The 23321-nt window shown below is 54.9% G+C and carries 19 protein-coding genes; 11 read left to right on the plus strand and 8 right to left on the minus strand.

Features of this window, described 5'->3' with window-relative positions; all coding sequences use genetic code 11:
• Positions 1 to 106 precede the first annotated feature (106 nt).
• Complete coding sequence (locus LZP73_RS04940) at positions 107 to 1066, plus strand: DUF4097 family beta strand repeat-containing protein (RefSeq protein ID WP_234233362.1); 960 nt, start codon at positions 107 to 109, stop codon at positions 1064 to 1066.
• A 110-nt stretch (positions 1067 to 1176) separates the two neighbouring features.
• On the opposite strand, the gene rsuA is transcribed toward LZP73_RS04940, so the two are convergent.
• Positions 1177 to 1905 carry a 16S rRNA pseudouridine(516) synthase RsuA gene (gene rsuA, locus LZP73_RS04945; protein WP_234233363.1) on the minus strand — a complete coding sequence of 243 codons (729 nt, stop codon included), beginning with the start codon at positions 1903 to 1905 and terminating at the stop codon, positions 1177 to 1179.
• Positions 1906 to 2195: 290 nt separating this feature from the next.
• Here rsuA and LZP73_RS04950 point away from each other — a divergent pair, with 290 nt between their 5' ends.
• From LZP73_RS04950 to LZP73_RS04965, 4 genes are all read left to right on the plus strand, one after another.
• The gene (locus tag LZP73_RS04950; protein WP_234233364.1) at positions 2196 to 4277 is read left to right on the plus strand and encodes a M13 family metallopeptidase; all 2082 of its coding nucleotides are present in this window, start codon (positions 2196 to 2198) and stop codon (positions 4275 to 4277) included.
• 159 nt (positions 4278 to 4436) lie between these two features.
• A complete protein-coding gene (locus tag LZP73_RS04955) occupies positions 4437 to 5231 on the plus strand; it encodes a RelA/SpoT domain-containing protein (RefSeq protein WP_234233365.1) in 795 nt (264 codons plus the stop codon).
• A gap of 69 nt (positions 5232 to 5300) precedes the next feature.
• Positions 5301 to 5708, plus strand: a complete 408-nt coding sequence (locus tag LZP73_RS04960; RefSeq protein ID WP_234233366.1) for an SMI1/KNR4 family protein — start codon at positions 5301 to 5303, stop codon at positions 5706 to 5708.
• A 32-nt stretch (positions 5709 to 5740) separates the two neighbouring features.
• Positions 5741 to 6241 (plus strand): DUF4447 family protein, encoded by a 501-nt coding sequence (locus LZP73_RS04965; protein WP_234233367.1) that lies wholly within the window; start codon positions 5741 to 5743, stop codon positions 6239 to 6241.
• 82 nt (positions 6242 to 6323) lie between these two features.
• On the opposite strand, the gene LZP73_RS04970 is transcribed toward LZP73_RS04965, so the two are convergent.
• On the minus strand, positions 6324 to 6941 hold the full coding sequence (locus tag LZP73_RS04970) for a glutathione S-transferase family protein (protein ID WP_234233368.1): 618 nt from the start codon (positions 6939 to 6941) through the stop codon (positions 6324 to 6326).
• 114 nt (positions 6942 to 7055) lie between these two features.
• Positions 7056 to 9632 (minus strand): TonB-dependent receptor plug domain-containing protein, encoded by a 2577-nt coding sequence (locus tag LZP73_RS04975; protein ID WP_234233369.1) that lies wholly within the window; start codon positions 9630 to 9632, stop codon positions 7056 to 7058.
• A 497-nt stretch (positions 9633 to 10129) separates the two neighbouring features.
• On the opposite strand from LZP73_RS04975, the gene LZP73_RS04980 reads away from it, so the two are divergent.
• From LZP73_RS04980 to LZP73_RS04990, 3 genes are all read left to right on the plus strand, one after another.
• Positions 10130 to 11401 carry an Nramp family divalent metal transporter gene (locus LZP73_RS04980; protein WP_234234197.1) on the plus strand — a complete coding sequence of 424 codons (1272 nt, stop codon included), beginning with the start codon at positions 10130 to 10132 and terminating at the stop codon, positions 11399 to 11401.
• Positions 11402 to 11548: 147 nt separating this feature from the next.
• Positions 11549 to 12013: a DUF1456 family protein gene (locus LZP73_RS04985; RefSeq protein ID WP_169565146.1), complete on the plus strand. Its 465-nt coding sequence runs from the start codon at positions 11549 to 11551 to the stop codon at positions 12011 to 12013.
• 208 nt (positions 12014 to 12221) lie between these two features.
• On the plus strand, positions 12222 to 13910 hold the full coding sequence (locus LZP73_RS04990; protein ID WP_234233370.1) for an NAD-dependent malic enzyme: 1689 nt from the start codon (positions 12222 to 12224) through the stop codon (positions 13908 to 13910).
• A 129-nt stretch (positions 13911 to 14039) separates the two neighbouring features.
• Here LZP73_RS04990 and LZP73_RS04995 read toward each other — a convergent pair whose 3' ends face one another.
• Both LZP73_RS04995 and LZP73_RS05000 read right to left on the minus strand, forming a co-directional pair.
• Entirely contained in the window at positions 14040 to 14474 is a 435-nt protein-coding gene (locus LZP73_RS04995; protein ID WP_234233371.1) for a DUF3069 domain-containing protein, read from the minus strand.
• Positions 14475 to 14506: 32 nt separating this feature from the next.
• Entirely contained in the window at positions 14507 to 15022 is a 516-nt protein-coding gene (locus LZP73_RS05000; RefSeq protein ID WP_234234199.1) for a phosphatase PAP2 family protein, read from the minus strand.
• A gap of 234 nt (positions 15023 to 15256) precedes the next feature.
• On the opposite strand from LZP73_RS05000, the gene LZP73_RS05005 reads away from it, so the two are divergent.
• Both LZP73_RS05005 and queG read left to right on the plus strand, forming a co-directional pair.
• Complete coding sequence (locus LZP73_RS05005; RefSeq protein WP_234233372.1) at positions 15257 to 17140, plus strand: diguanylate cyclase; 1884 nt, start codon at positions 15257 to 15259, stop codon at positions 17138 to 17140.
• 78 nt (positions 17141 to 17218) lie between these two features.
• On the plus strand, positions 17219 to 18454 hold the full coding sequence (gene queG, locus LZP73_RS05010) for a tRNA epoxyqueuosine(34) reductase QueG (RefSeq protein ID WP_234233373.1): 1236 nt from the start codon (positions 17219 to 17221) through the stop codon (positions 18452 to 18454).
• Between the two features lie 166 nt (positions 18455 to 18620).
• Here the strand turns inward: queG and LZP73_RS05015 are convergent, their stop codons facing one another.
• Positions 18621 to 18836, minus strand: coding sequence for a dodecin (locus LZP73_RS05015; protein WP_169565151.1), 216 nt, complete (start codon positions 18834 to 18836; stop codon positions 18621 to 18623).
• A gap of 173 nt (positions 18837 to 19009) precedes the next feature.
• Positions 19010 to 21280, minus strand: coding sequence for a 5-methyltetrahydropteroyltriglutamate--homocysteine S-methyltransferase (metE, locus tag LZP73_RS05020; RefSeq protein ID WP_234233374.1), 2271 nt, complete (start codon positions 21278 to 21280; stop codon positions 19010 to 19012).
• 162 nt (positions 21281 to 21442) lie between these two features.
• Between metE and LZP73_RS05025 the strand changes: the two genes are divergently transcribed.
• Positions 21443 to 22351, plus strand: a complete 909-nt coding sequence (locus tag LZP73_RS05025; protein WP_234234201.1) for a LysR family transcriptional regulator — start codon at positions 21443 to 21445, stop codon at positions 22349 to 22351.
• Between the two features lie 78 nt (positions 22352 to 22429).
• Here LZP73_RS05025 and LZP73_RS05030 read toward each other — a convergent pair whose 3' ends face one another.
• Complete coding sequence (locus tag LZP73_RS05030) at positions 22430 to 23161, minus strand: HDOD domain-containing protein (RefSeq protein WP_234233375.1); 732 nt, start codon at positions 23159 to 23161, stop codon at positions 22430 to 22432.
• Positions 23162 to 23321: the final 160 nt, after the last annotated feature.

Below are 23321 nucleotides of genomic sequence, written 5' to 3' on the forward strand. Positions count from 1 at the left end.
CGACAGGGAAACAAGGCAACCGTGGCCTGGGTGCAACAAAGGGCAACAGCACTGGCGCAACAGGGCCAAAACTGCCAATAAATGCCAATGGTTCAGGAGATACAATATGAAATCTGTCCAATTCCCCCCACAGCTGGGCACTCTGCTGTTCGCCGGTCTGCTCTGTTTTTATGGTCCGGCCTTTGCCGCCCAGCAAGTAGAACGGCAACTGAGCGTCCAGGATTCCCCCAAACTGTCAGTCAAGGTGCAGCGCGGCCAGGTCCAGATCCTCAGCTGGGACAAACAGGAAATTTCTGTGTCCGGCACACTGGACGAGCAGAGTGAAGGACTGGTGTTCGAACAGCAAGGCAACAGTATCACCCTGGAGGATAAGCTGCCACGCAACGCCCAAGGTCATGGCAAAAAGGGCTCGGCGCTCACCATCAAGGTCCCCAGGGAATTGAACCTGACTGCCGAAGGCGTATCGGCCGATTATCGGCTCAGCACATTGACGGGGGAACTGAACGTGGCTCTGGTCAGTGGCAACCTCAGTGCGGAACGGCTCGATGGCCATAGCCGGCTGCGGACCGTCTCCGGCGACATCAAGAGCCAGGCACTCGCCGGCAAGAGTCTACTGGATACCGTCTCAGGGGAGATAATCGATGACGCCAGCACGGGGGAGATAAGTTATCGCCTGGTGAGCGGCGATCTCGATGCCAAGAGTGACGCCAGCCACATCGACATAGAACAAGTATCCGGCGAGCTGCGGGGGCAATTCCCGAAAATCGAGCGCCTGACACTGAAAAGCGTCAGCGGCGACAGTCAATTGAGTTTGCCAGCCGAGATACTGAGCGCCAGTCTCGAGAGCGTCAGTGGCGATCTGTCGCTGAATTTCAGCGGCCAGACAAACCTGAGTTTTGTCATAGACGGCGGTCCCGGAGGCAAGATAGTCAATGAGTTAAGCCAGGATAAACCCGTTAAGAAGAAATACTCCCCCAGAGCCGAACTGAAATTCCAGACAGGCAAGGGCCGGGGGGAGATGCACGTCAGCACCATAAGCGGCTTGGTGAAGCTAGGCTCACACTAAGGCTGGCATAGACCAAGATGTAATCAAACCAACCAGGGGCGGCCGGCCCTCGCTTAAAGTTGGCCCTCGTTTAAAGCCAGCCCACTTCAGCGCTATGGCATTAACCCGAGCTAGCCGACGGAGGCAATTTCCTCCGGGGTCAAATAGCGCCATTGGCCGAGCTCAAGCTCTGAGTCCAGTTCAATCTGGCCTATGCATTCCCTATGCAGCGCCACAACCTTGTTGCCCACGGCGGCAAACATGCGTTTCACTTGGTGATATTTGCCTTCGGTAATGGTCAGTCTGGCCTTGTGAGGTTCTAAGATCTCGAGCAACGCAGGTTTGGTCGGGCCGTCCTCGTTTTTCAGTTCTATGCCCGCCGCAAAGCTGGCCTTGAGCGACTCATCCAGGGGATCGGCCAGTTGCACCAGGTAGCGTTTGGTGCACTCTTTCTTCGGAGAAGTGATCTTGTGCGACCACTGGCCGTCGCTGGTGATCAGCACCAGGCCAGTGGTATCGGCATCCAGACGCCCGGCGATATGCAAGGTATCGGCTTTGGCGACATCGAGCAGACTCAGCACAGAGGGATAAACTTCATCTATGGTCGAGCATAGGGTATCCACCGGCTTATTCAGCATCAGGTAGCGCACCCCAAGCAGAGAGAGCGGCTCGCCATCGAGACACACACGGGTGGTTTCAGTCACTTTAAAGCCCGAGTCTTTGACGACCACACCATCACAACTCACCTCGCCCCTATGCAGGGCTTTCTTCGCCAGCGAGCGGGTCAGCTCGGTACTCTCACAGATAAATTTGTCTAAACGCACTTCAATACTCGGCTTAAAATAAGGATCTGACGCCATTATGAGGCCCACACAGACAAAGGGCAAAGATTTGCTTGTCCCTCCCCTTGGCGCCTCCCCCAGCTCAAAATCCATGGACGCGCCCCCTTCAGTAACCTTTAGTTACATATACGGCCGCTCCCGGCCCATGGAGAGGAGGTAATACACTTGTTTACTTTGGCAATAAAGCCTTAATATACATGCCATAATGCCTGTGATTCGCCCTTGTCAAAGAGCTGGCGCGAGGCATTGCGACAAGCATGCATACTAAAGGCTCCGGTTGAGGGCCGTCATAAATGGAAGGAAGCAAGATGAGAAATGTATTGATTGGAGGCCTGTGCGCCTCGCTGATCCTGGGCCTGAGCGCCTGTAATGATGAGGCCAGCAACAAGGCTCCGGAAACGGGCAAGACGGCCACGGCACAGGCCGTCACCAAGGTCTTGGGATCAGGCATCGAATTTGCCAACTTCGATAAGTCGGTACGTCCACAGGATAACTTCTACGACTATGTGAACGGTACCTGGCTCAAGCAAACCGAGATCCCGGCCGATCGCACCAGCGTCGGCGCCTTCTATGATCTGCGTGAAAAATCCCGTGACGATGTCAAAGCCATCATAGAAGAAGTTGCGGCAACGGCCAATCTCAAGCCTGGCACAGATGAACAGAAAGTCGCAGATCTGTATCGCTCCTTCATGGACACTGACACACTCAACAAACTTGGGGTATCGCCTCTGGCCAAGGAAGTCGACGCCATCCAGGCCATAGCCTCTAAAGACGATTTGGTGACTTATTTCGCCAAGAGTCAAATCGTAGGCGGCGGCACCCCAATGGCATTCTATATAGATGTAGATGCCAAAGACTCCAGCCGTTACGCTACCCATATCTGGCAATATGGCCTGAGCCTGCCGGAAAAAGACTATTACTTCAACGAAGCCGAGCGCTTCGTCAATATACGCAAGGCCTTCGTCGAGCATATCGCCAAGATGTTCACCCTGGCGGGCTTCGCAGCCCCGCAAGAAAGCGCCGAGAAAATCATGGCGCTGGAAACCGCTATCGCGGCCCAACACTGGGATGTCGTCGAAAGCCGTGACAGCACTAAGACCTACAACAAATACCAGGTTAAAGATCTGCCCACTCTGGCACCTGATATCAACTGGAATGCCTACCTGACTGCCTTGGGCGCCGACAAGCAAGGCGACATCATAATCAACCAGCCGAGCTATATCGAAGGTCTGGGCAAATTAGTCAAAGACACAGACCTGCCGACGTGGAAGACTTACATGCAGTGGCAACTGCTGACTCACTTCGCCGGTCAACTGAACGATGCCTTGGATAATGAAAACTTTGCGTTCTTTGCCAAGACACTCAACGGCCAGCAAGAACAGGAACCACGCTGGAAACGCGGCGTCGCCACGGTCAACAATCTGCTGGGCGAAGTGGTAGGTAAGGTGTACGTCAAACGTCACTTCACTCCGGAAGCCAAGGACAGAATGGAACAGCTGGTGGAGAACTTACGTGGCGCTTACGGCGACAGCATACAAGAACTCTCTTGGATGAGTGCCGATACCAAGGTCGCCGCTAAAGACAAGTTAGCCAAGTTCAATCCCAAGATAGGCTATCCCAACAAGTGGGAAGATTACAGCAAACTGACCATAGCGGCTGACGATCTGGTCGGCAATGCGATGCGTGCCAGCCAAGTAGAACACCAGAGAGATCTGGAAAAACTGGGCGCCCCGATCGACAGAGATGAGTGGCACATGACCCCACAAACGGTCAACGCCTACTACAATCCCACCATGAACGAGATAGTGTTCCCGGCCGCCATACTGCAACCGCCCTTCTTCAACATGCAAGCCGATGATGCGGTCAACTATGGCGGCATAGGCGCTGTTATAGGTCATGAGATGGGTCACGGCTTCGACGATCAGGGTGCCAAGTTCGATGGCGAAGGCAACATGCGTGACTGGTGGACAGAGCAAGATCTGAAAGAGTTCTCTGAACGCGGTACTGCGCTCATCGCCCAATACGATGGCTACCAGGTATTTGATGATCTGCACGTCAACGGCGGCCTGACGCTGGGCGAAAACATAGGCGATCTGTCCGGTGTGACCATCGCTTATCGCGCCTACAAGAAATCATTGAATGGCAAGGAGGCCCCGGTTATCGACGGCCTGACAGGCGATCAGCGCTTCTTCATCGGCTTCACCCAGATTTGGCGTGCCAAGATCAAAGAAGAATCACTGCGTAACCGCGTGGCGACCGATCCCCATTCGCCTGCCGAGTTCCGGGCACTGGGCGCCCTGTCCAACATGCCGCAGTTTTACACCACCTTCGGCGTGAAGTCTGGTGATGCCATGTATGTCGCACCGGAAAAACGCGTCAAGATCTGGTAATCAGACGCGACATAACTCAAAACAGGCGCCCGAGGGCGCCTGTTTTTTTTTACCTCAGCCCCACCACCTCCCAGATGAATAAAACTTAATTTCAGATTCAGCCTGGATTAAGTCCGGCAAGTATAACTTGGTACCACAGCCACCCAAGGTGAGGCGTCCATGACTAAGTTATTCCGCACTTCCTTTATTTTCCTGCTCCTGCTATCGAGCCGAGCCAGTTTAGCCAATCCACTCGCGCTGGAAGCCCCATTTCAGGAAGAACAGAGCAAATACAGCCTCAAAGGGTTTCCTGGGAACAACCATCTCGGTCTCAGTGCCCTGCCAACCGCAAGCTACCTTCCCCTGAGGCAGAACAGTAATGACCTGGACACCCTGTATGCTCAAGCCTTCGCAGCCCAGATAGAGCTGGCAGAGCTGCTCCAGCCGATTGCCGAACAGACCCGGGTTCAGATGCAGCTCCCCCAGATAAAGAGTTATCAAAGAGCCCATCAAAAAGTGCAGCTCAAGTTTGCCGGTGATGCAGGTAAAATCACAGATCTCAGCCGTGCCAGCCTGATAGCGGACACTATCCATGACCTGATGGCGGCCTACAAGGCCTTGAGCCAGCGCATGCAAATAGTGCAATTGAAGAACCGCTTCGCTGCCCCCAAGGCGTCGGGCTATCGCGACTTGAACTTGCTGGTGAAACTGCCCAGGAGCGGCATGATCGCCGAGGTACAATTACACCTCAGGGACATAGCGGCAATAAAAAATGGCGCTGAGCATCGAGTGTATGAGCAGGTGCAGGCGCTGGAAGCGGCGGCTATCGAACAACAGCGGCCCTTGAGTGAATTCGAATTGGCGCAGATAGCCCGCCTGCGACAGGCATCCCATAAGCTGTACCACAAGGCTTGGCTTAGCTATAAGCGCCAGGATGAGGCCATGGCTTCCCCCGGGCGGTTGGCCTACGGCTAACTCAGGCTTGTCTGAGTTTGCAGACAAGCTATACTCCTGCACCATACGCCATTCATCCGTGGAAAAAACATGCACGATATCATAGAGCGGTTACAGGAATTGAGTGAAACTGTGCCTGTGCCACTCGAATTACCCAGTTTCGAGCAACTGGTTGAGGTTGAAGAACAAATTCTCATCCCGCTGCCACGGGATCTGAAAGAGTATCTGCTCTACGCCAGCGATGTCATCTATGGCGCGATAGAGCCTGTCACAGCCGCAGATCCCCATTCCCACACCTACCTGCCGGAAGTCACTTGTTATGCCTGGTCCATAGGCATGCCCAGAGAGATGATTGCCATCTGCCAGCAAGGAGACAGCTTCTATTGCATAGATCAGGAAGGCCAAATCCATCACTGGCAAGATGGCGATTTCGATGAGGAATACTGGGAATCCTTCTGGCATTGGGTCCAGGATGTCTGGCTCAAGGGACGGGCTTAACGCCTGCTGTTATTAACTTTTGTGGAACTATTATGTCTAAAAATACCGGCCTTAACGCCATAGAAATGCAGTATCTGCGTCATTCCCTGAGCCTGAGCCAGGCCCAGGTTGCCGACCTCACCAAGCTAACGGAAGCCGAGGTCAGCGCCTGGGAAACCGGAGAGCAGGAAGCGCCAGGATTAGCGCAGAAGCAGCTCTTGGACCTGGATGACACCATAGAGATGCAGGTACTCAACACCACAGATGGCATAGAAGAGCTATTCAAGAAAGAACCCAAGCGCCGGCTGGCGTTTGTGGTCTACCCGACCCAGGCACTGTACAACCAATATAACCCGGAGTTCTTAAGCTCACTGCCATTGACTGAGTTGTATAACACCGCGGCCTGGCGCATCAAGAAGGAGTGCAAGTTGGTGCTGGAGGTCGATGTCAGCTTAGTGGCATTGGATGTCGAGTCTTACAAGGCCTTCCGCGAACAACAAGGCCTGAGTGAAAGCCGCGAAAGCCGTGCCAAGTGGGCGGCCACCCAACTTTAACTTGGCTCCGAGTAGAATGGCTGGATAGACCACAAGCCTCTCCAGCCGCTCTTCATGGATTAACCCGCCAATAGCTTAGCTGCTAAGCCTTGGTTTTTTCCAAGGCGCTATGCAACGCCTGGCGCTGCTGCAACTTGTCTCTGTAGGCTGCCAATTGAGGGGGAATTGTCTGTTCGAACAGGGTCGCCCACATTAGGGTGTGAGCCAATAGGATATCGGCGACAGTCAATTTGTCACCGAACAAGAATCCCGTCCTGGCGAAGTCACTGCTTGCCAACCAGGTTTCGGCTATGGCCGCCGCCTTATCGAACTCCCATTTTGCCACCCCAAACATGGCCTCCAGCCGCAGCTCTTCCGGCAGCGCGAACCTATGCTTACCTATGCTCCACAGGGGCTGCTCCAACTCTGTGATGATGAAACTGACCCAACTGTGATGCAGTCCGGCCGCGTGGCTACCCGGCTGGGGTAAAAATCGGCCCTCGCCATAGCGCTCCGCCAGATATTGCATTATGGCCGCCGACTCCGTGAGCACCAGCTCGTCATCCACCAGCACAGGCACCTTACCACAAGGGTTAAGTGCCAGAAACTCTGGCGAGCGCTGCATATCGACCCGCTGAAACTGCCAGTCCAGTGCCATTTCTTCCAATAACCAGGACACGCGTAATGCCCGGCTGCGTTGGGTTCCGTATAAGGTGATCATAATGTGACTCCAAGTCTAAGTTGCCAATGACATAGCCTAACCAAACATCAAAAAAAAAGACTGCATCAGTGATACAGTCTTTTATTTTCAGTTAAAGTTCAACAACAAACTGACTTAGAAGTTTACCGTTAACTTGGAGTAGATATAACGCCCCATAGGGTTATGGACTGAGATCACATAACCATAGAGATCGGTATCACCATCACCGATGGCGAATGGCGGCTCTTCATCAAACACGTTGTTCACGCCCAAGGTCAACTTGACAGTGTCACTGAAACGGTAGGAACCCGACATATCCACCAGGACTTGGGAATCAACCATGCGTGACTTGTTGTCTTCGAAATCCAGTGTGCCATCGAAATCTATGTCTGGGGTATCTTCAAACTCGCCTATGTAACTGATGTTCAGGTTAGCGGAGAAGTCATCCATCTGCCAGTTGGTGGTTGCCAGCCAACGGTGCTGTGGAAATTTATACTCACCGGTATAGTCGAGATGATCTTTCTCGAAGCTATACAGATAGCTCCACTCCAGGCCGAACTTGAGATCACCATAGTTGTCCAGCTCCAGTCCATAGTGGGCAGAGATATCCGCACCTTGCACTTTTTGTGAACTCAGGTTGATGAAACTTGAGTGGATAACATCAATTGGTCCCAGAGTCTGACCCGGCTGAGGTGCTAGGCGCTCACAGATAGTGCTGTTCTGATCGTTACAGTTGGCGTCATAAATAGCGCCCAGTGGCTGCTTGTCGATCTTGTTGTCCTGGGTGATGCTGAAGATATCTATACCCATGTCAAGCTTATGGGTTGGCGCCCAAATAACACCCACGTTCCAGGTCTCGGATTCTTCGGCATCCAGCTCCGAATTACCGGCAAACTCTGTGTTGTAATCCAATGCTTCGCAATCAACCCCATCGGCAGCGCAGCGATAGTTATCCTTAAAGAAGCTGCTCTCCTGTGAGGGTCCCAGGCCAATTTGCGCCAAAGATGGGGCACGGAAGCCGGTGGACCAGGAACCTCGGGCCGTCAACTCATCCATGATGCCCCACTGGAAGGCAATCTTGGGGTTGGTGGTAGAACCGAAGTCGCTGTAATGGTCATAACGGCCCGCCAGCTGCAGCTCGAAGTCATCTGTCACAGGAATGGAAAACTCGACGTAGGCGGCATACTGATCACGGTCAGCCGCGGCGGATACCGCCTCGGTACCGAAGATCAGCCCGCGCTGAAACTGATCGTCAGGGATGTCACTGACATCCTCTTCGCGATATTCTGCCCCGGCTGCCATCATGATAGAGCGATCACCCAAGGTGAAGGCCTCACCCGTGATGCTGGCATCATAGGACGTCAGATGGGATACCCCTTGACGCACCAGACTGGTGGTGATGCGATCTATGACATCCTGCGAGTTCATGGTGCCGCCGAAGGGGTTATAGTTGCCTGCATCTATCTCGGCCTGCAGGAAGTCTGTCCTGACCCAACCCTGGTTGCGATCGCCTGTCTGCAAAGATTCGCTGCGGCCCTTCTGGAAAGAGGCTTCCCAATCCCAGTCCTTGATGGTGCCGCGCAGGCCAGCAACGATACGCGTGGTATCAGACTCTATGTCCCAGCGACGGGCGCCCGCATCTACGGTACGGAAACGACCTATCTTTACGTCCATGCCGAAAGGGTTGTTTGGGTGAGTTCCAGGAACCGTCAGTCCGGCACCTTCATCCAGAGGCGTAGGTGCCCCCCCAGCTTTGGAGGTATTGTGTTGCGCCGCGACTTCGAGGAAGGCCGTCAACTCGTCAGTAAAATTATATTCGAACTGACCTATGGCGCCGACACGCTCCGCTTCGGGAACCACCAGATTGTAAGGGCCGTAATCGAATACGCAGACTTCATCATCTATATTTTGAGCATCCGGACACGATGGATCAACGGTCTGCACTCCACCGACGTAAAAATACCCAGGAAAACCACGGGATGAACGGAAGTCTTCACCACCATAGGGACTCTGGTCGGCGGTGCCGAAACGCCCCAGATCGGTGGCGGCCAGGGTGTCGTTCTTGAAGTAATCGAGAATAACTGAGGCGCTGCCCTTGTCGGACTTGGTGCCCCACACCAGGCTGGCGGTCTGTTCATCATAACCTGTGCCGCTCGCCTTGCCGTAACCAAGATTCACCTCGATGCCCTCAATGTCTTTCTTGAGGATGATATTCACTACCCCGGCGATGGCATCAGAGCCATAGATGGCCGAGGCGCCGTCTTTGAGAATATCTATGCGTTCGATGGCGGACACTGGAATGTTGTTAATGTCGACGAAGGAGTTAGTGATGCCTTCGGCGAATGAACTGACGGAGGCGCGCCTGCCGTTGATCAATACCAGAGTCGCATCCGGTCCCAAACCCCGGAGGCTGATGGAGGCGGCACCGTTGGCGGTCGAGTCCTGGCTATTGCCCCGGGTCGAAAAGGCACCTGCACCGTTGGCCGGCATGCGTTCCAACAATTGCTGCAGATTGTCGAACCCCATGTTGGCGATGTCGTCTTTGTTGATCGACTGCACAGGTGAAGGGCCTTCGAGATCGGTACGCTTGATGCGAGAGCCCGTCACTTCGATGCGTTCAACTTTCTCTTCGGCAGCGAACACGGTAGGAGCCAAGGCCATTGAGATTGCCAGCGCGCAGGCGGAAGCCTGCCAATATTGAGGTCTTTTCATATTCATCCCTATACTCAGTAATTATTATTTTATCCAGTGACTCACAAGAATCACATTCAAGCAACAAACACCCATACAAAATAGTAGTTTAATTAACAAAGTCAATGCCTTTATCGGAACGGCGGACGGTTAACCATTGGTTGTCGCGAAGTAAATACGGCGTGAGCGGTGGCTAATCAACACAATTTAAGGGAGCGGCAATCAGCACTAAGGTATTGAAATATGCTGTGCGTCCTTGGTGGACAGGCCAGTAAAGAATCAGGCTTAGCTAAGCAGAGCCCCTTGTCCCTTAACCGTCCGCCCGGTGAAGGCAAGCAGGGTCCTATGAACAGAATCGCATGAACAGAGTTTATCCTGCCCTGAATAGGGCAGATCCGAGTTCTGCTAATTAAATTAAGCTGTTACCCTGACGGAGTGTTTAACGGATAAAATATCGGCAAGCATGCACTCGGGCCATGATGCCTAACAGAATAACAACCCTGGACTCAACACCTATGATGGATATCACCGACAATCAGCCTGGCACCGGGCGTTACCGGCAAGCATTACCGCAACTGTTACAGACCATGGGCCCGGGAATATTGATGGCGGCCGCCGCCATAGGCGCTTCGCATCTGGTGGCATCCACCCGCGCAGGCGCCGAATTTGGCTGGCAGCTCGCCTGGGTGATACTGGCGGTTAATCTGTTGAAGTATCCGTTTTTTGCCGCAGGGGCACGCTATACCTCGGCCACGGGAGAAAGCCTGCTGCATGGCTACCTGAAACAGGGCAGAGGCTATCTCGGCCTGTTCACCTGCCTCAACGCCATCGCCGCCGTCGCCAGCACCGCCGGGGTCTGCATGCTCACCGCCGCCATGCTGACCCAATTCGTGCCACTGCCGATAGAGCTGCTTGCCTTATTGGTGTTGCTGAGTTCCCTGTTGCTCCTGTTATTAGGTCACTACCGGGTGTTGGATAAGCTGTCGAAACTCATCATGCTGACCTTGACACTCACCACACTGATCGCCGCCGCCCTGGCCTGGAAAGTCGCCAGCCCTGTCCCGCCAGGATTTGTGTCCCAGTCTCCCTGGCAATGGGTTCATGTGGGTTTCCTGGTGGCCATGATGGGCTGGATGCCGGCACCGATCGAAGTCAGCAGCTGGAATTCCCTATGGCTGTTGGAAAAGCAAAAGATGCAGCGGGTGAGCAAGGCTCAGGCATTGCTGGACTTCAATCTGGGCTACCTGATCACCGCCCTGCTGGCACTGGTATTTCTTGCGCTAGGCGCCCTGGTGATGCATACCAGTGGCGAGCACTTCTCGGCCTCGGGGGCGCAATTTGCCAATCAGCTCATCCACCTCTACAGCCAAGTCATGGGCAGCAACAGTCGTTATTTGATTGGCGCCGTGGCGTTTCTATGTATCTTCAGCACCACAGTGACAGTGATCGACGGCTATAGCCGCACCCTGAATATGGGCTGGCAGTTGCTGAGAAAAGCGCCCGAGTCCGGCGGTCGCCTGAATCTCATCATGCTCGGCATCTGCGCTCTCGGGCTCATGTTGATCTTGTTCTTCAAAGGGGCTCTGCTGCCATTGCTCGAATTGGTGATGACGCTGGCATTCCTGACGACAAGCGTGTTTGCCTGGCTGAACTATCGGCTGATGACGGGTCCATCGATCGCCAAAGAACATAGATATGGCTTAACAATGAAACTGTTGTCTTATGTTGGCCTGGGCTATCTTTTTGGTTTTTCCGCCCTGTTCATCTATTGGAAACTGTTCATGCAATGAAAACGGCTAAGCTGCTCTTGCCGGAAGCCATGCCGGCTTCCGGCAAGATCCCCCAGGCATGGCGCCAAGTATTGCTCCCGACCTCGGAAGCAATTGGGTTATAATGCCGCTTCAACCTATTAAGCGCAGCCGCGCCAAGAGAAAACCATGACTAACAATGATATATTGCGCCGTTTGCGCTTCGTGTTCGATTTCAGCAATGCCAAGATGATCAAGATATTTGCCAAGGCCGGACGGGAAGTCGCTGTGGACGACCTGATTAACCTGTTGCGAAAAGAAGAGGAAGAAGGTTACCAGGCCTGTAACGACACCACATTATGTCAATTTCTCGATGGTTTGATCATAGACAAGCGTGGCCTGAAACCCGGAGCAGAAATTCCCAAGCCTGTGTCACGCCTGAATAACAACATGACCTTCAAGAAGCTCAGGGTGGCACTGGAACTGCGCGAAGAAGACATCATCTCGACCCTGGCGCTGGCCGATGTGCAGATGTCCAAGTCCGAACTCAGTGCCCTGTTCCGCAATCCAGAGCATAAAAACTTCAAGGAATGTGGCGATCAGATACTGCGCAATTTCATCAAGGGGCTCTCCTTGAAACACAGAGGCGTCTAGTCTCCGCTGCCAACATGAATGACGCGGCCAATGAGCCGCGTTTTTTATCCCCCAAGACCCCTGTTTTCAAACACCCGTTCATCATTTCGACTAAAAAAAAACCGCAATTCCAGCGCCTTGGGGGCAACAAATAAACAGGTTTCATGTTAATCTTAGCCGACTCACTGCAACCATTTTCTCAACATCAGCATTCAACCTAAGGTTACCTATGGACGATAATAAACGCCCCCTGTATCTTCCTTTTGCCGGGCCTGCGATTCTTGAAGCCCCATTGATCAACAAGGGCAGCGCTTTCACCGAAGAAGAACGCATTTTTTTTAATCTCGAAGGCCTGGTGCCTTACGTCATCGAGACCATAGAAGAGCAGGCGTCACGCGCCTATGATCAATTCAAGAGTTTCAACAACGACCTGGATAAGCACATCTATCTGCGCAACATCCAGGATACCAACGAAACCCTATTCTATCGCCTGGTGCATAACCACATCACCGAGATGATGCCCATCATCTACACCCCGACCGTCGGTCTGGCCTGTGAGCGTTTCTCGAAAAATTATCGCCGTAACCGCGGCCTGTTCGTCTCCTATCCGAACAAAGACAGGATAGATGACATACTCAACAACTCCACCCGCCACAAGGTCAAGATCATAGTAGTGACCGACGGTGAGCGCATTCTGGGACTCGGGGACCAAGGCATAGGCGGCATGGGGATCCCCATTGGCAAGCTCTCCCTCTACACCAGCTGCGGCGGCATCAGCCCGGCCTATACCTTGCCCATCACCCTGGACGTAGGCACGGACAACCCGCAACTGTTGGAAGACCCCATGTACATGGGCTGGCGTCATCCGCGCATCGGCGGCGAAGAGTATGCCGACTTCATCGAAGCCTTCATGCAGGCAGTGCATCGCCGCTGGCCCGAGGCCTTGATCCAGTTCGAAGACTTCGCCCAGAAGAATGCCATGCCTATCCTGGAACGCTACAAGGACAAGTATTGCTGCTTCAACGACGACATCCAGGGCACGGCTGCCGTGACCGTCGGCTCTCTGCTGGCCGCCTGTAAGGCCGCCAAGACTCGGCTCAGCGACCAGCGTATCGCCTTCCTCGGCGCCGGCAGCGCAGGTTGCGGCATAGCCGAAGCCATAGTGGCGCAGATGGTATCCGAAGGCATCAGCGACCAGCAGGCACGCCAACAGGTGTTCATGGTCGATCGTTGGGGACTGTTGCAGGACAACATGCCTAACCTGTTACCATTCCAGCGGAAACTGGCTCAGAAGTGTGCCGACTTGAGCAACTGGAGCAATCCGGGCGAAAACATTTCGCTGCTGGACGTAGTCAACAACGGCAAGCCAACCGTATTGATCGGCGTCTCTGGGGCTCCGGGACTCTTCACCGAAGAGATCATCCGTGCCATGCATAGCCATTGTCCGCGGCCGATTGTCTTCCCGCTGTCGAACCCCACCAGCAGGGTCGAAGCCACCCCGAAAGACATACTGCACTGGACTTCGGGTCAGGCCTTGGTTGCTACCGGCAGTCCGTTCGAACCCGTGGTAGTCGAAGATGAAACCTTCGAAATTGCCCAGTGCAACAACAGCTTCATCTTCCCAGGCATAGGTCTGGGGGTGCTGGCCTCAGGTGCCAAACACGTGTCCGATGAAATGCTGATGGCATCGAGCCGCGCCTTGGCCGAATGCTCACCGCTGGCCATCGACGGTCAAGGGCCGCTGCTGCCTAATCTGGAAGACATACATAAGGTCAGCAAACATATCGCCTTCGCCGTCGGCAAGGTGGCTATCGAGCAGGGCCTGGCACTGGCCACCAGTGACGAGCTCTTGTTGCAGGCCATAGAAGACAACTTCTGGAACCCTGAATACCGCCGCTACAAGCGCACCTCTTTCTAAGCGGCCCTTTTTCTAAGCAGCTTTTTTCTAAGCTGCCCAGCGCCGCCAAGAAAAACAACAGCCCGGCATTTGCTTGCAAATGCCGGGCTGTTTATTTCCTGCCGAAATCGGTTCGGCTTAACTCAAGGCTCAGGGCGCCATGACTTGCTTGAAGCTGTTAAGCATAGATCTGTCGGTACGGGCCTTCTTCAACTTGCGCAGGCTCTCTTTCAGCGACTGTTCGGCCAGGCGACCGAACACACCATTGTATTCATTCTCATCCACAGCTTCTTCCGTCTCGGCCTGATCGGCTATCTCCTGTGCCACCCGGCTCAACTGCAACCAGGCATTGGCGATATAGAAGCCATGAAAGGCGGCCTTCTCCATTAAGCCTCTGGCGCTGGCAGGCAGGGCATCCCAGGCCTTGCCAAATGCCATGGCCCTGTCTTCGAGTAACTCATTGAACAGCCCTTGATAGGCCTCGGCCAGACTCTCGGGTAACTGAGCCATGGGCAGGACTTTGTTGGCCACATTAAACGCAACCTGCTCGGCAGTGTCACGATAAGACGCTGAGACTTCACTCATAAATACACTCTGCTCACTCATAGGGTTTATGGTTAGAAACGACCGCTCACATAGAGGCCATAAGTGCCATTGCCGGCGATGGGGGTCAGATTAATCCCCTTATAAGGCTGGGTGAAATACCAGCCGGCCAGGGTACCGATGGCGGCACCGGCCAAGACATCTTCGAGATAATGTTGATCGCTGGCCACCCTGGTGTAACCGACATAAGCCGCGCCTATGTACGCGGGTAGGCCATATTGCCAGCCATATCTTTGCTGTATGAAGCTGGCGGCCATGAAGCTGTCGGCCGCATGCCCGGAAGGAAAGGAGTCATCACCACTGGCATCTGGCCTTTGCTTATCGATGGCATATTTCAATCCCTCGACCACTAGTCTGCTACTGACGGCGGCCTTGGAAAACTGCCAGGTCCCCTCATGGCCATCTTCGTAGACCAAGGTAGTGCCCAGTGCCGCAGCAGGGAGCAACAAGTGCAGCACGTCGCCCGAGGTTTCCAGGTTTCCCGCCTGGGCCAGGCCACAAGTGCCCAACAGGGTTAGCCCCAATAAAATGCCTTTCAATGTTAACTCCGTGAATACAGGTAAATGAAAGCGCTTGTTATACTCTCATCCCCTGGCGAATGCAAAACCCCGCAAAACCCCTTCCCAAAAACAAAGGGCAACCAAAATCCAAACAATTGGTAACAATTGATAACAATTGGCGTTGGGATTAGATACAATCCCGGCACCATTCTTGGGGATGGCTAACCTTAACCGCTCATGAGTGTCAGACAACGGACATAGAACTTGAAGAACCCCCTGAGCACCTCGGCTCTCTCATTCTTACTGGGATCTTGCCTCTGGGTGCACTTCCCGCTGCAGGCGGCAGATCCAAGGCCAACGGCCGATGACATCTTTGCCCTGCTGGAAAGCGGCGCTCCCATAGCCAATGCACAGGCCAAGGCCGAGCTGGAAAAATTGCAGCAACTGCTTGCCGGCGCTGATGACGCCGGCAAGCTGAGACTGACCAAACTTGAGTGCTGGGCCCACGACCAAGACTCGGCCAGCGAAATCGATGCCGCCATAGACTTCGCCGATGCCCAGCTGGCAATGGCTCAGATACAGGCTCACCCCAACACTTGGATAGATATACTCCTGTGCAAATCCTGGTATTCACAACAGAAGGGATTAATAGCCCAGGCCAGCCAGGGATACGATAAGGCTCTGGCTGCGGCCCAAGACGCGAATGACCCAAGATTGCTCGCCGACGCCCATAACCTGCGCGGCAACATGAAATCCTTTCAGGGCGACTTTGCCCTGGCACTGGACGATCTGATCGCCGCCCAGCAGCTGTACGAGCAGCTGGGGCTCGACTACTGGGGTCAGTACAATCTCAACGATCTGGCGACCGCCTACCGCCGTCTGGGGGATTATCCACTGGCGATCAAGTATTACCAGCAGTTGGAACAGAGCTATGAGGCCAGGGGTGACAAGAATAATGTCATCTCAACCAACACGGATATTGCCTTGGCGCTGGAAGAGTCCGGCGATTATGAGCAGGCGCTGGGGCGTTACTTGCAGAGTTATCACTATTGGCAAGGGGAGCGGAAGACGGTCCTTGCCGCCCAAGTCGCCGCCTATATAGGCAACAGCTTGCTCAAACTGGACAGGGTCGATGAAGCGCTCGGCTATCTGAACCAGGCACAGCAACAACTCCCGGCCGAAGCTCAGGCTACCCGTAGTTTTCTGGAGCTGTTTCTCGCCGAAGCCAGTTTCAAACAAGGCCAGCCGGATCAGGCTCTCGACTATCTGAACCGGGCAGAAACGGCATTCGACGCCATCCACAATGTCCGCGGCCTGAGCCAACTCTATGCGCTCAAGAGCCGGGTTCATGCCGCTAAGCAGGATTGGCAACAAGCCTTCGCGGCGTTAGAGCAATATGTCGCAGTGCACAGGGATCTGGACGCCAAACTGCAGGCGATACACACCACAGAAATGCGCACCCGCTTCGACAGCGAACGCATGGAGACGGAAAACCACAGGTTGCAGGAAAATCAACGCCTGAAAGAACATGAGCTGAAAATACTGGAGCAAAATAAAATGCTCCAGCGAGCCGTGATCTCACTCTCGGCGATCATTTTGGGCATAGTCTCGCTCTTCGCCTTTCGCCAGGTACGCAGATCCCGTAACCTGGAAACCTTGGCCCACACGGATCACCTGACTCAGCTGCCAAACCGGCGTCATAGCTATGCCACAGGGCAACGGGAACTGGCACTCGCCCAGTCGCAACGGACGCCCCTGGCGGTGATCCTCTTCGATGCCGATCATTTCAAGCAGATCAATGACAGCTTCGGACATGAGATAGGCGACAAGGCGCTGTTGGCCCTGGCCAACATCAGCACCCGCCTGATGCGCAAGCAAGATCTGGTCGGCCGGATCGGAGGCGAAGAGTTTCTGGTGATACTGCCGGACACTTCCCTGGCACAGGCCGAGGCCATAGCCAGACGCTTGGTCGAGACTGTCGCCAGGGAACAAAGCCGGGAGCTCCCCTCGAGCCTGAAGCTGACGGTGAGTGCCGGGGTCGCCGCCCTGAACCAGGAGCGGGAATTCGGCGCCCTGCTGAAACGCGCCGATCACGCCCTGTATCAGGCAAAATCCTCTGGCCGTAATTGTGTCAGGCAGGCGTCCTAGTGCCTGCCAAGCCCCTGTCCACACCTGAGTTAAAACTGGTATCATTGGCGGGTCACCTTTTAGTCATGACCCTAACCTATGCCCAATACCAGTCTTAATCCCGTCAGCACATGCGCTCCTCTCGACTCGCTCGACAGGCGTCAGTTGGGGCGACTCGCCTTGCAGATCAAGGAATGGGGCAAGGCCCTGGGTTTCGCCCAGGTTGGGATCTGCGATACGGATTTAACCTCCCAGGAGCCCAAGTTACAGGCCTGGCTGGATGCTGGTTACCATGGTGAAATGGGCTACATGGCCAACCACGGCATGATGCGGGCCCGTCCTCAGGAACTGCATCCAGGCACCCTGAGAGTCATCTCGGTGCGCATGGACTATCTGCCCCCAGAGGCTGGCTTTGCCACTAACCTGAGCGATCCCAATCTGGGCTATATCTCGCGCTACGCCGGGGGACGTGACTACCATAAACTCATGCGTAATCGCTTGAAAAAGCTCGGTGACCAGATCAGCGCCGAACTTCAATCCCTGGGGTTCAGTCAGGCCAACTCCCGGCCCTTTGTCGACTCGGCGCCCATCTTGGAGCGGCCGCTGGCGCAGAAGGCCGGCATAGGCTGGACCGGCAAACACTCGCTGATCCTCAACCAAAATGCCGGCAGCTGGTTCTTCCTCGGCGAGCTGCTCATAGATCTGGCCCTGCCCGTAGATCTGCCGGTCGAAGAAGGCTGCAACACCTGCGTCGCCTGCATCAAGGCCTGCCCGACCGGTGCCATAGTCGCCCCCTATGTCGTCGATGGGAGACGCTGCATCTCCTACCTGACGATAGAGCTGGCGGGCAGCATTCCGGAAGAATTCCGCCCCCTGATGGGAAACCGCATCTATGGCTGCGACGACTGTCAGCTGATCTGCCCGGTAAACACTCAGGCTCCTCTGACCCAGGAAGCGGATTTTCACATTCGTAACCCACTGCAACAGCCCGAACTGCTGAGCCTGTTTGGCTGGAGCGAAGCCGAATTCCTCAAACTGACCGAAGGCAGTGCCATACGCCGCATAGGCCATAAACGTTGGCTGCGTAACCTGGCCGTTGCCCTGGGCAATGCCCCCGCCGCCCCGGCTATCCTAGCCGCCCTCGAAGCCAGGCGCAGTGATGCAGAAGTCGATGATATGGTGCGCGAACATATAGACTGGGCCATGCGCCAACAGCTAGCCAAACAACAAGCGGCCAAACAGAATACCGACTCCAGCACTCAAGCCTCGAGCGGCACCCGCAAGACGGAGAGGTTGATCCGCAGCATCAGGAAAGGCTTGCCAAGAGACGCCTGAGATCTGCAGGCACTCACGGCTCAGTTCTCTCAGGTTTCAGTTCTACTCTGGTTTCGGCTCTACTCTGGCTTCTGTTCTCCCCAGGCTTAATCTGAGCCGTGGCCAAATAAGCAAGGGTTACAAGAGTAAGCAGTGGCTCAGCCAACAAGGCGGCAGAGCAATTGCCTTAATCGCCAGCCGGCTCCAGGGTGAAGCCCACCTTCAGCGTCACCTGCCAATGGGCTATGACCCCCGCCTCGAGCTGTCCCCGGGTTTCGACCACTTCAAACCAACGCAAGTGATGCAGAGTCTGGCTCGCCGTCGCTATGGCATTGTTGACTGCCTCGTCCGAGCTCACTGGTGATGAACCGACCAACTCTATGACTTTATAAGTATGACTCATGTGCCTACCCTTCAATGCTCGCAAAAAGATAAGCTCAGTATAGTCACTGTCGGCCGCGCCAAGGGGCAACATGGACAAAAGCCATGGGAAACCGGTCGCAAAACAGGGGAGACATGCATGTCTCCCCTGTTGGCTTCTCCCTTGACTCATGAACGGCTAAGCCATTGGTGCAATTAGCCCAACTTTCGCCTCAGCTCCCTGGTCGCCTGCACCATGTTATTCAATGCCGGTTCGACTTCTTCCCAGGTGCGGGTCTTCAGGCCACAGTCAGGGTTCACCCACAGCTGACGCAGGGGGATCTTGGCCGCCGCCTTCTCGAGCAGGTGCACCATGGCCTCGACGGTCGGGATATTGGGCGAATGTATGTCATACACCCCAGGACCTATCTCGTTGGGATACTCGAAATCTTCGAAGGCGCTGAGCAGTTCCATCCGAGATCTGGAGGTTTCTATGGTGATCACATCCGCATCCATGGCGGCTATGGCGCCTATGGTATCGTTGAACTCGCTGTAACACATGTGAGTGTGGATCTGCGTTTCATCCGTTACCCCGGCGGCGCTCAGCTTGAAGGCATTGACGGCCCAATCCAGATAATGCTGCCACTGGCTCTGTTTCAACGGCAAGCCTTCGCGAAAGGCGGGCTCATCTATCTGTATTATGCCTATGCCGGCCTCCTGCAGATCTTGCACCTCATCACGGATAGCCAGCGCCAGTTGGGTCGCTATGGCATCGCGGCTGATGTCTTCGCGGGCAAAAGCCCAATGCAATATGGTCACAGGGCCTGTGAGCATGCCCTTGACCGGCTTATCCGTCAGGCTCTGGGCGAATACCGCCCAGTCGACAGTCATGGCCTTGGGACGACTCACATCACCATAGATGAGTGGCGGCTTGACGCAGCGGGAGCCATAACTCTGTACCCAGCCATGCTTGGTGAAACCCACGCCTTCGAGCTGCTCACCGAAATATTCCACCATGTCGTTGCGTTCGGCTTCGCCATGCACCAGCACATCTATGCCCAGTTTCAGCTGACGCGCTATGGTGTCACGGGTCACTTGCTGTAATTGCTCAGTATAGGCGGCATCTGTCAACTCCTGCTTGCGCCAACGGCTGCGCAGTCCGCGGATCGCCGGGGTCTGGGGGAAAGAGCCGATAGTCGTAGTCGGCAGCAGCGGCAGACGATACTTCTGCTGTTGCTTCTGCTGACGCACGCCGAAGTCGCTGTCGCGCTCATAATCTGCCGTCGTTAGGGCGGCGACCCTGGCCTGCACCTCGTGATCTGCGGCGCTGGCCTTGGCGGCGCGGCGCGCGGCACAGGTTTCGATGATGGTCCGGGCAGAGGCCGATGCCGGGTGTTGCAGCAACTCGCGCAACTGTCCCAGCTCACCGAGCTTCTGTCTGGCGAACGCCAGTTGCTGTTTCAACTCAGGGGCCAGTTGCGTCTCCACCTCGAGATCCACTGGGCTATGCAGCAGGGAGCAGGACGTGCCGAGCCACAGACGCTCGCCCAGACTCGCCGTCAGCGGGCTCAGCTTTTCCGCCAACAGATCCAACTCGGCCGCCCAGACGTTGCGACCATTGATCACCCCCAGAGACAGCACCTGCTCCGGCGCCAAGGCGTCGACGAAAACCGCCAGCTGTTCGGGCGCGGTCACCAGATCCAGATGCAAGCCGGCAACAGGCAAGGCAGATACCAGAGGCTGATGATGGGCTATGCTGCCATAGTAACTGGCCAGCAGGAGTTTCACCTTGGCCGCCTTGAGCAGCTCATAGGCAGGAGAAAATGCCGCCTGCCATTCGTTATCCAATTCCAGCGCCAACACAGGCTCATCCAGCTGCACCCACTCGACCCCCTGCAAGGCGAAACGCTGCAAGATTTCAGCATAGGCGCCCACCAGCCTGGGCAATAGGCTCAGCTTGTCGAAGTCCTGCCCCACTGTCTTGGATAGATAGAGGAAAGACACGGGTCCGAGCAATACGGGTTTAGCCTGGTGCCCCAGAGCCTGGACTTCGGCAACTTCATCGAACAGCTGTTCGTAGGCGACATTGAAGTCTTGCTCGGCACTCAACTCGGGCACCAGATAGTGATAGTTGGTGTTGAAATACTTGGTCATCTCGGAAGCGGCGGCATCCTTACCGCTCGGTGCCCGGCCGCGGGCAACCCTGAACAAGGTATCCAGATCGATTGCACCTTCGCCTCTATGGCGTTCGGGGATAGCATTCAAAGTGGCGCTCAGGGTCAAGACCTGATCGTAGAAGGCGAAATCTCCCACAGGTAACTGGGTTATGCCGGCATCGGCCTGCCACTGCCAATGGGTATGGCGCAGCTCACTGGCGACCGCCTTCAGCTCCGCCTGGGTGATTTCACCACGCCAATATTTTTCCAGGGCGAATTTCAGTTCGCGGCGACGGCCGATACGGGGGAAGCCAAGACTATTCAATTGCATACAAGTTACCTCTTGATGATGAGAGCGGTTAACCGCTGCGACGCCGTTAAGGATAAAACCCATCCGGGCATCTGGACGTCTAGAAGTTTACTGTGTTAGTCTCAGGACAGGCAATCGAATTGATTTCAAGGGAAACATGAACGAGATTCATGTGGGGGTATGATGATAGAGCTAAGACACCTACGCACTCTGATGGCACTCAAAGAAAGTGGCAGCCTGGCCGCCGCCGCGAAGAAACGCTTCGTGACCCAGTCGGCACTGTCCCATCAGATAAAGGAACTGGAAACCCGGATAAACTCGCCTATCTTCGTGCGCAAGAGCAAGCCGCTCTCCTTCACCCTCGAAGGCTCCAGGCTGTTGCATCTGGCGGAAGAAATTCTCCCCCTGGTGTTGGAGACGGAAACGGATCTCAAGAAGGGGCTGGATGCCGATGCCAACCGCTTGCGGGTCGGCATCGAATGTCATAGCTGCTTTCGCTGGTTGATGCCTGTGATGGAGCAATTCCGTGAAGCCTACCCCCAAGCCGAATTGGACCTGTCCAGTCGCCACCTGTTCGACTCCCTCAACGCGTTGGACATGGGGGAGTTGGACATAGTGCTGACCTCGGATCCTGTGCCCGGCCATGCCTTGGCCTATCAACATTTATTCGATTTCGAAGTTAAACTCCTGGTTGCCAAAGATCACCCGCTGGCAAAGGAAACTCATGTGGTGCCGCAGCAGCTGGCGAGGTTGCCGCTCATCAGCTATCCGGTACCTCTGGCCCGATTGGATATTTATCGGCACTTTCTCGAACCCGCAGGGGTCGAGGCCGGCGAACAGAAGAGCTGCGATCTGACCATGATGTTGCTGCAGCGTGTCGCCTGTAAGGATGGGGTGGCGGCCTTGCCCAACTGGTCCATCAATGAAGCCCATGGCTTGAGCCTGACGTCGGTCAAGCTGGGGCAGGAAGGCCTGAAACGGCCACTGTTCGGCGCCTATCGCCGCAACAGCAGCAATGCCAGGCTGATACAGCGCTGGCTGGAGTTGGTCGCAGGCGAAGGGCTGCAACATCAGCTCAAGCAGCCGAACTAACGCCCCTGGCTGAAAATGGCATAAGACATAAACAAAAACGCCTGCAAGTTGCAGGCGTTTTGGTTGTCAGGCATAGGATCATGACAAGGCGCTTAACAGCAAGCCCTGTTTGGCCAACACCTTCCTGAGTACCAGCCCTGGCGAGTTAACCTCATGGGTCTGCCTCAGGTTATGGGCAATCATAAATTCCTGCCGCAGATCTTTATCGAGATCCAACCCTTCCAAGGCATCCAGGGTGAGGCTCTTCTGATTATTATCTATCAAAGACTTAATCAGACTGATTGGCAGCGACTGTTCAGACTCGGCATTGAGATAGGCGAAGGCCGTCAGGCTGACTATTTGTCCGAAGACACTGAACAACGCCAGGGTATGCACTTCGTCGGCATCGACGCCGGCAATCTTCAGCTCTACCAGGCTGTCGACGGCACTGGTCGCGATATTCTCGGTCAGATCCCAGTAACCCGACACCAGTTTCTTGTAGGGTTGAGGCAACTCATCCAAACGTTCCTTCAGATAAAAGGTGAAGGCATAACGATAGACATTGACCTGACCCAGGCGGATCAAGGCATCCTTTAGGGTCCGGGACTTAGCCAACAGCGAACCGGCATTGACCGCCGTGTTACTGCGCCACAGCAAATGCGCCGCCAGGGCAGGATCGCTCCCGACTATGTCGACTATGTTGCGTATGTCACCTTCGGCTATGATGGCCTTCTTCAGCGGCATCAAGATGTCGCGGCGGCCCAACACTTGCTCTTCGTTGGCAATGATTGCCTTAACTTGAGTAAAGACTTGCAGCTCAAGATCTGTCATGGGACCTGTTAAACCTATTTATTGGCTATTGTTCTTGGTAAGACACCCTTTCTACGATCAAGAATTTACCCATAAAACCGCCTCTCAGGTCAAGCCTTTGGCCGCAGTATGGTGAGATAAGTTAACATTTCCCTGAAACCGGAGCCGAATGTATCGTCAA

The organism is Shewanella sp. AS16 (genome assembly GCF_021412365.1).
GTDB classification, from domain to species: Bacteria; Pseudomonadota; Gammaproteobacteria; order Enterobacterales; family Shewanellaceae; genus Shewanella; species Shewanella salipaludis.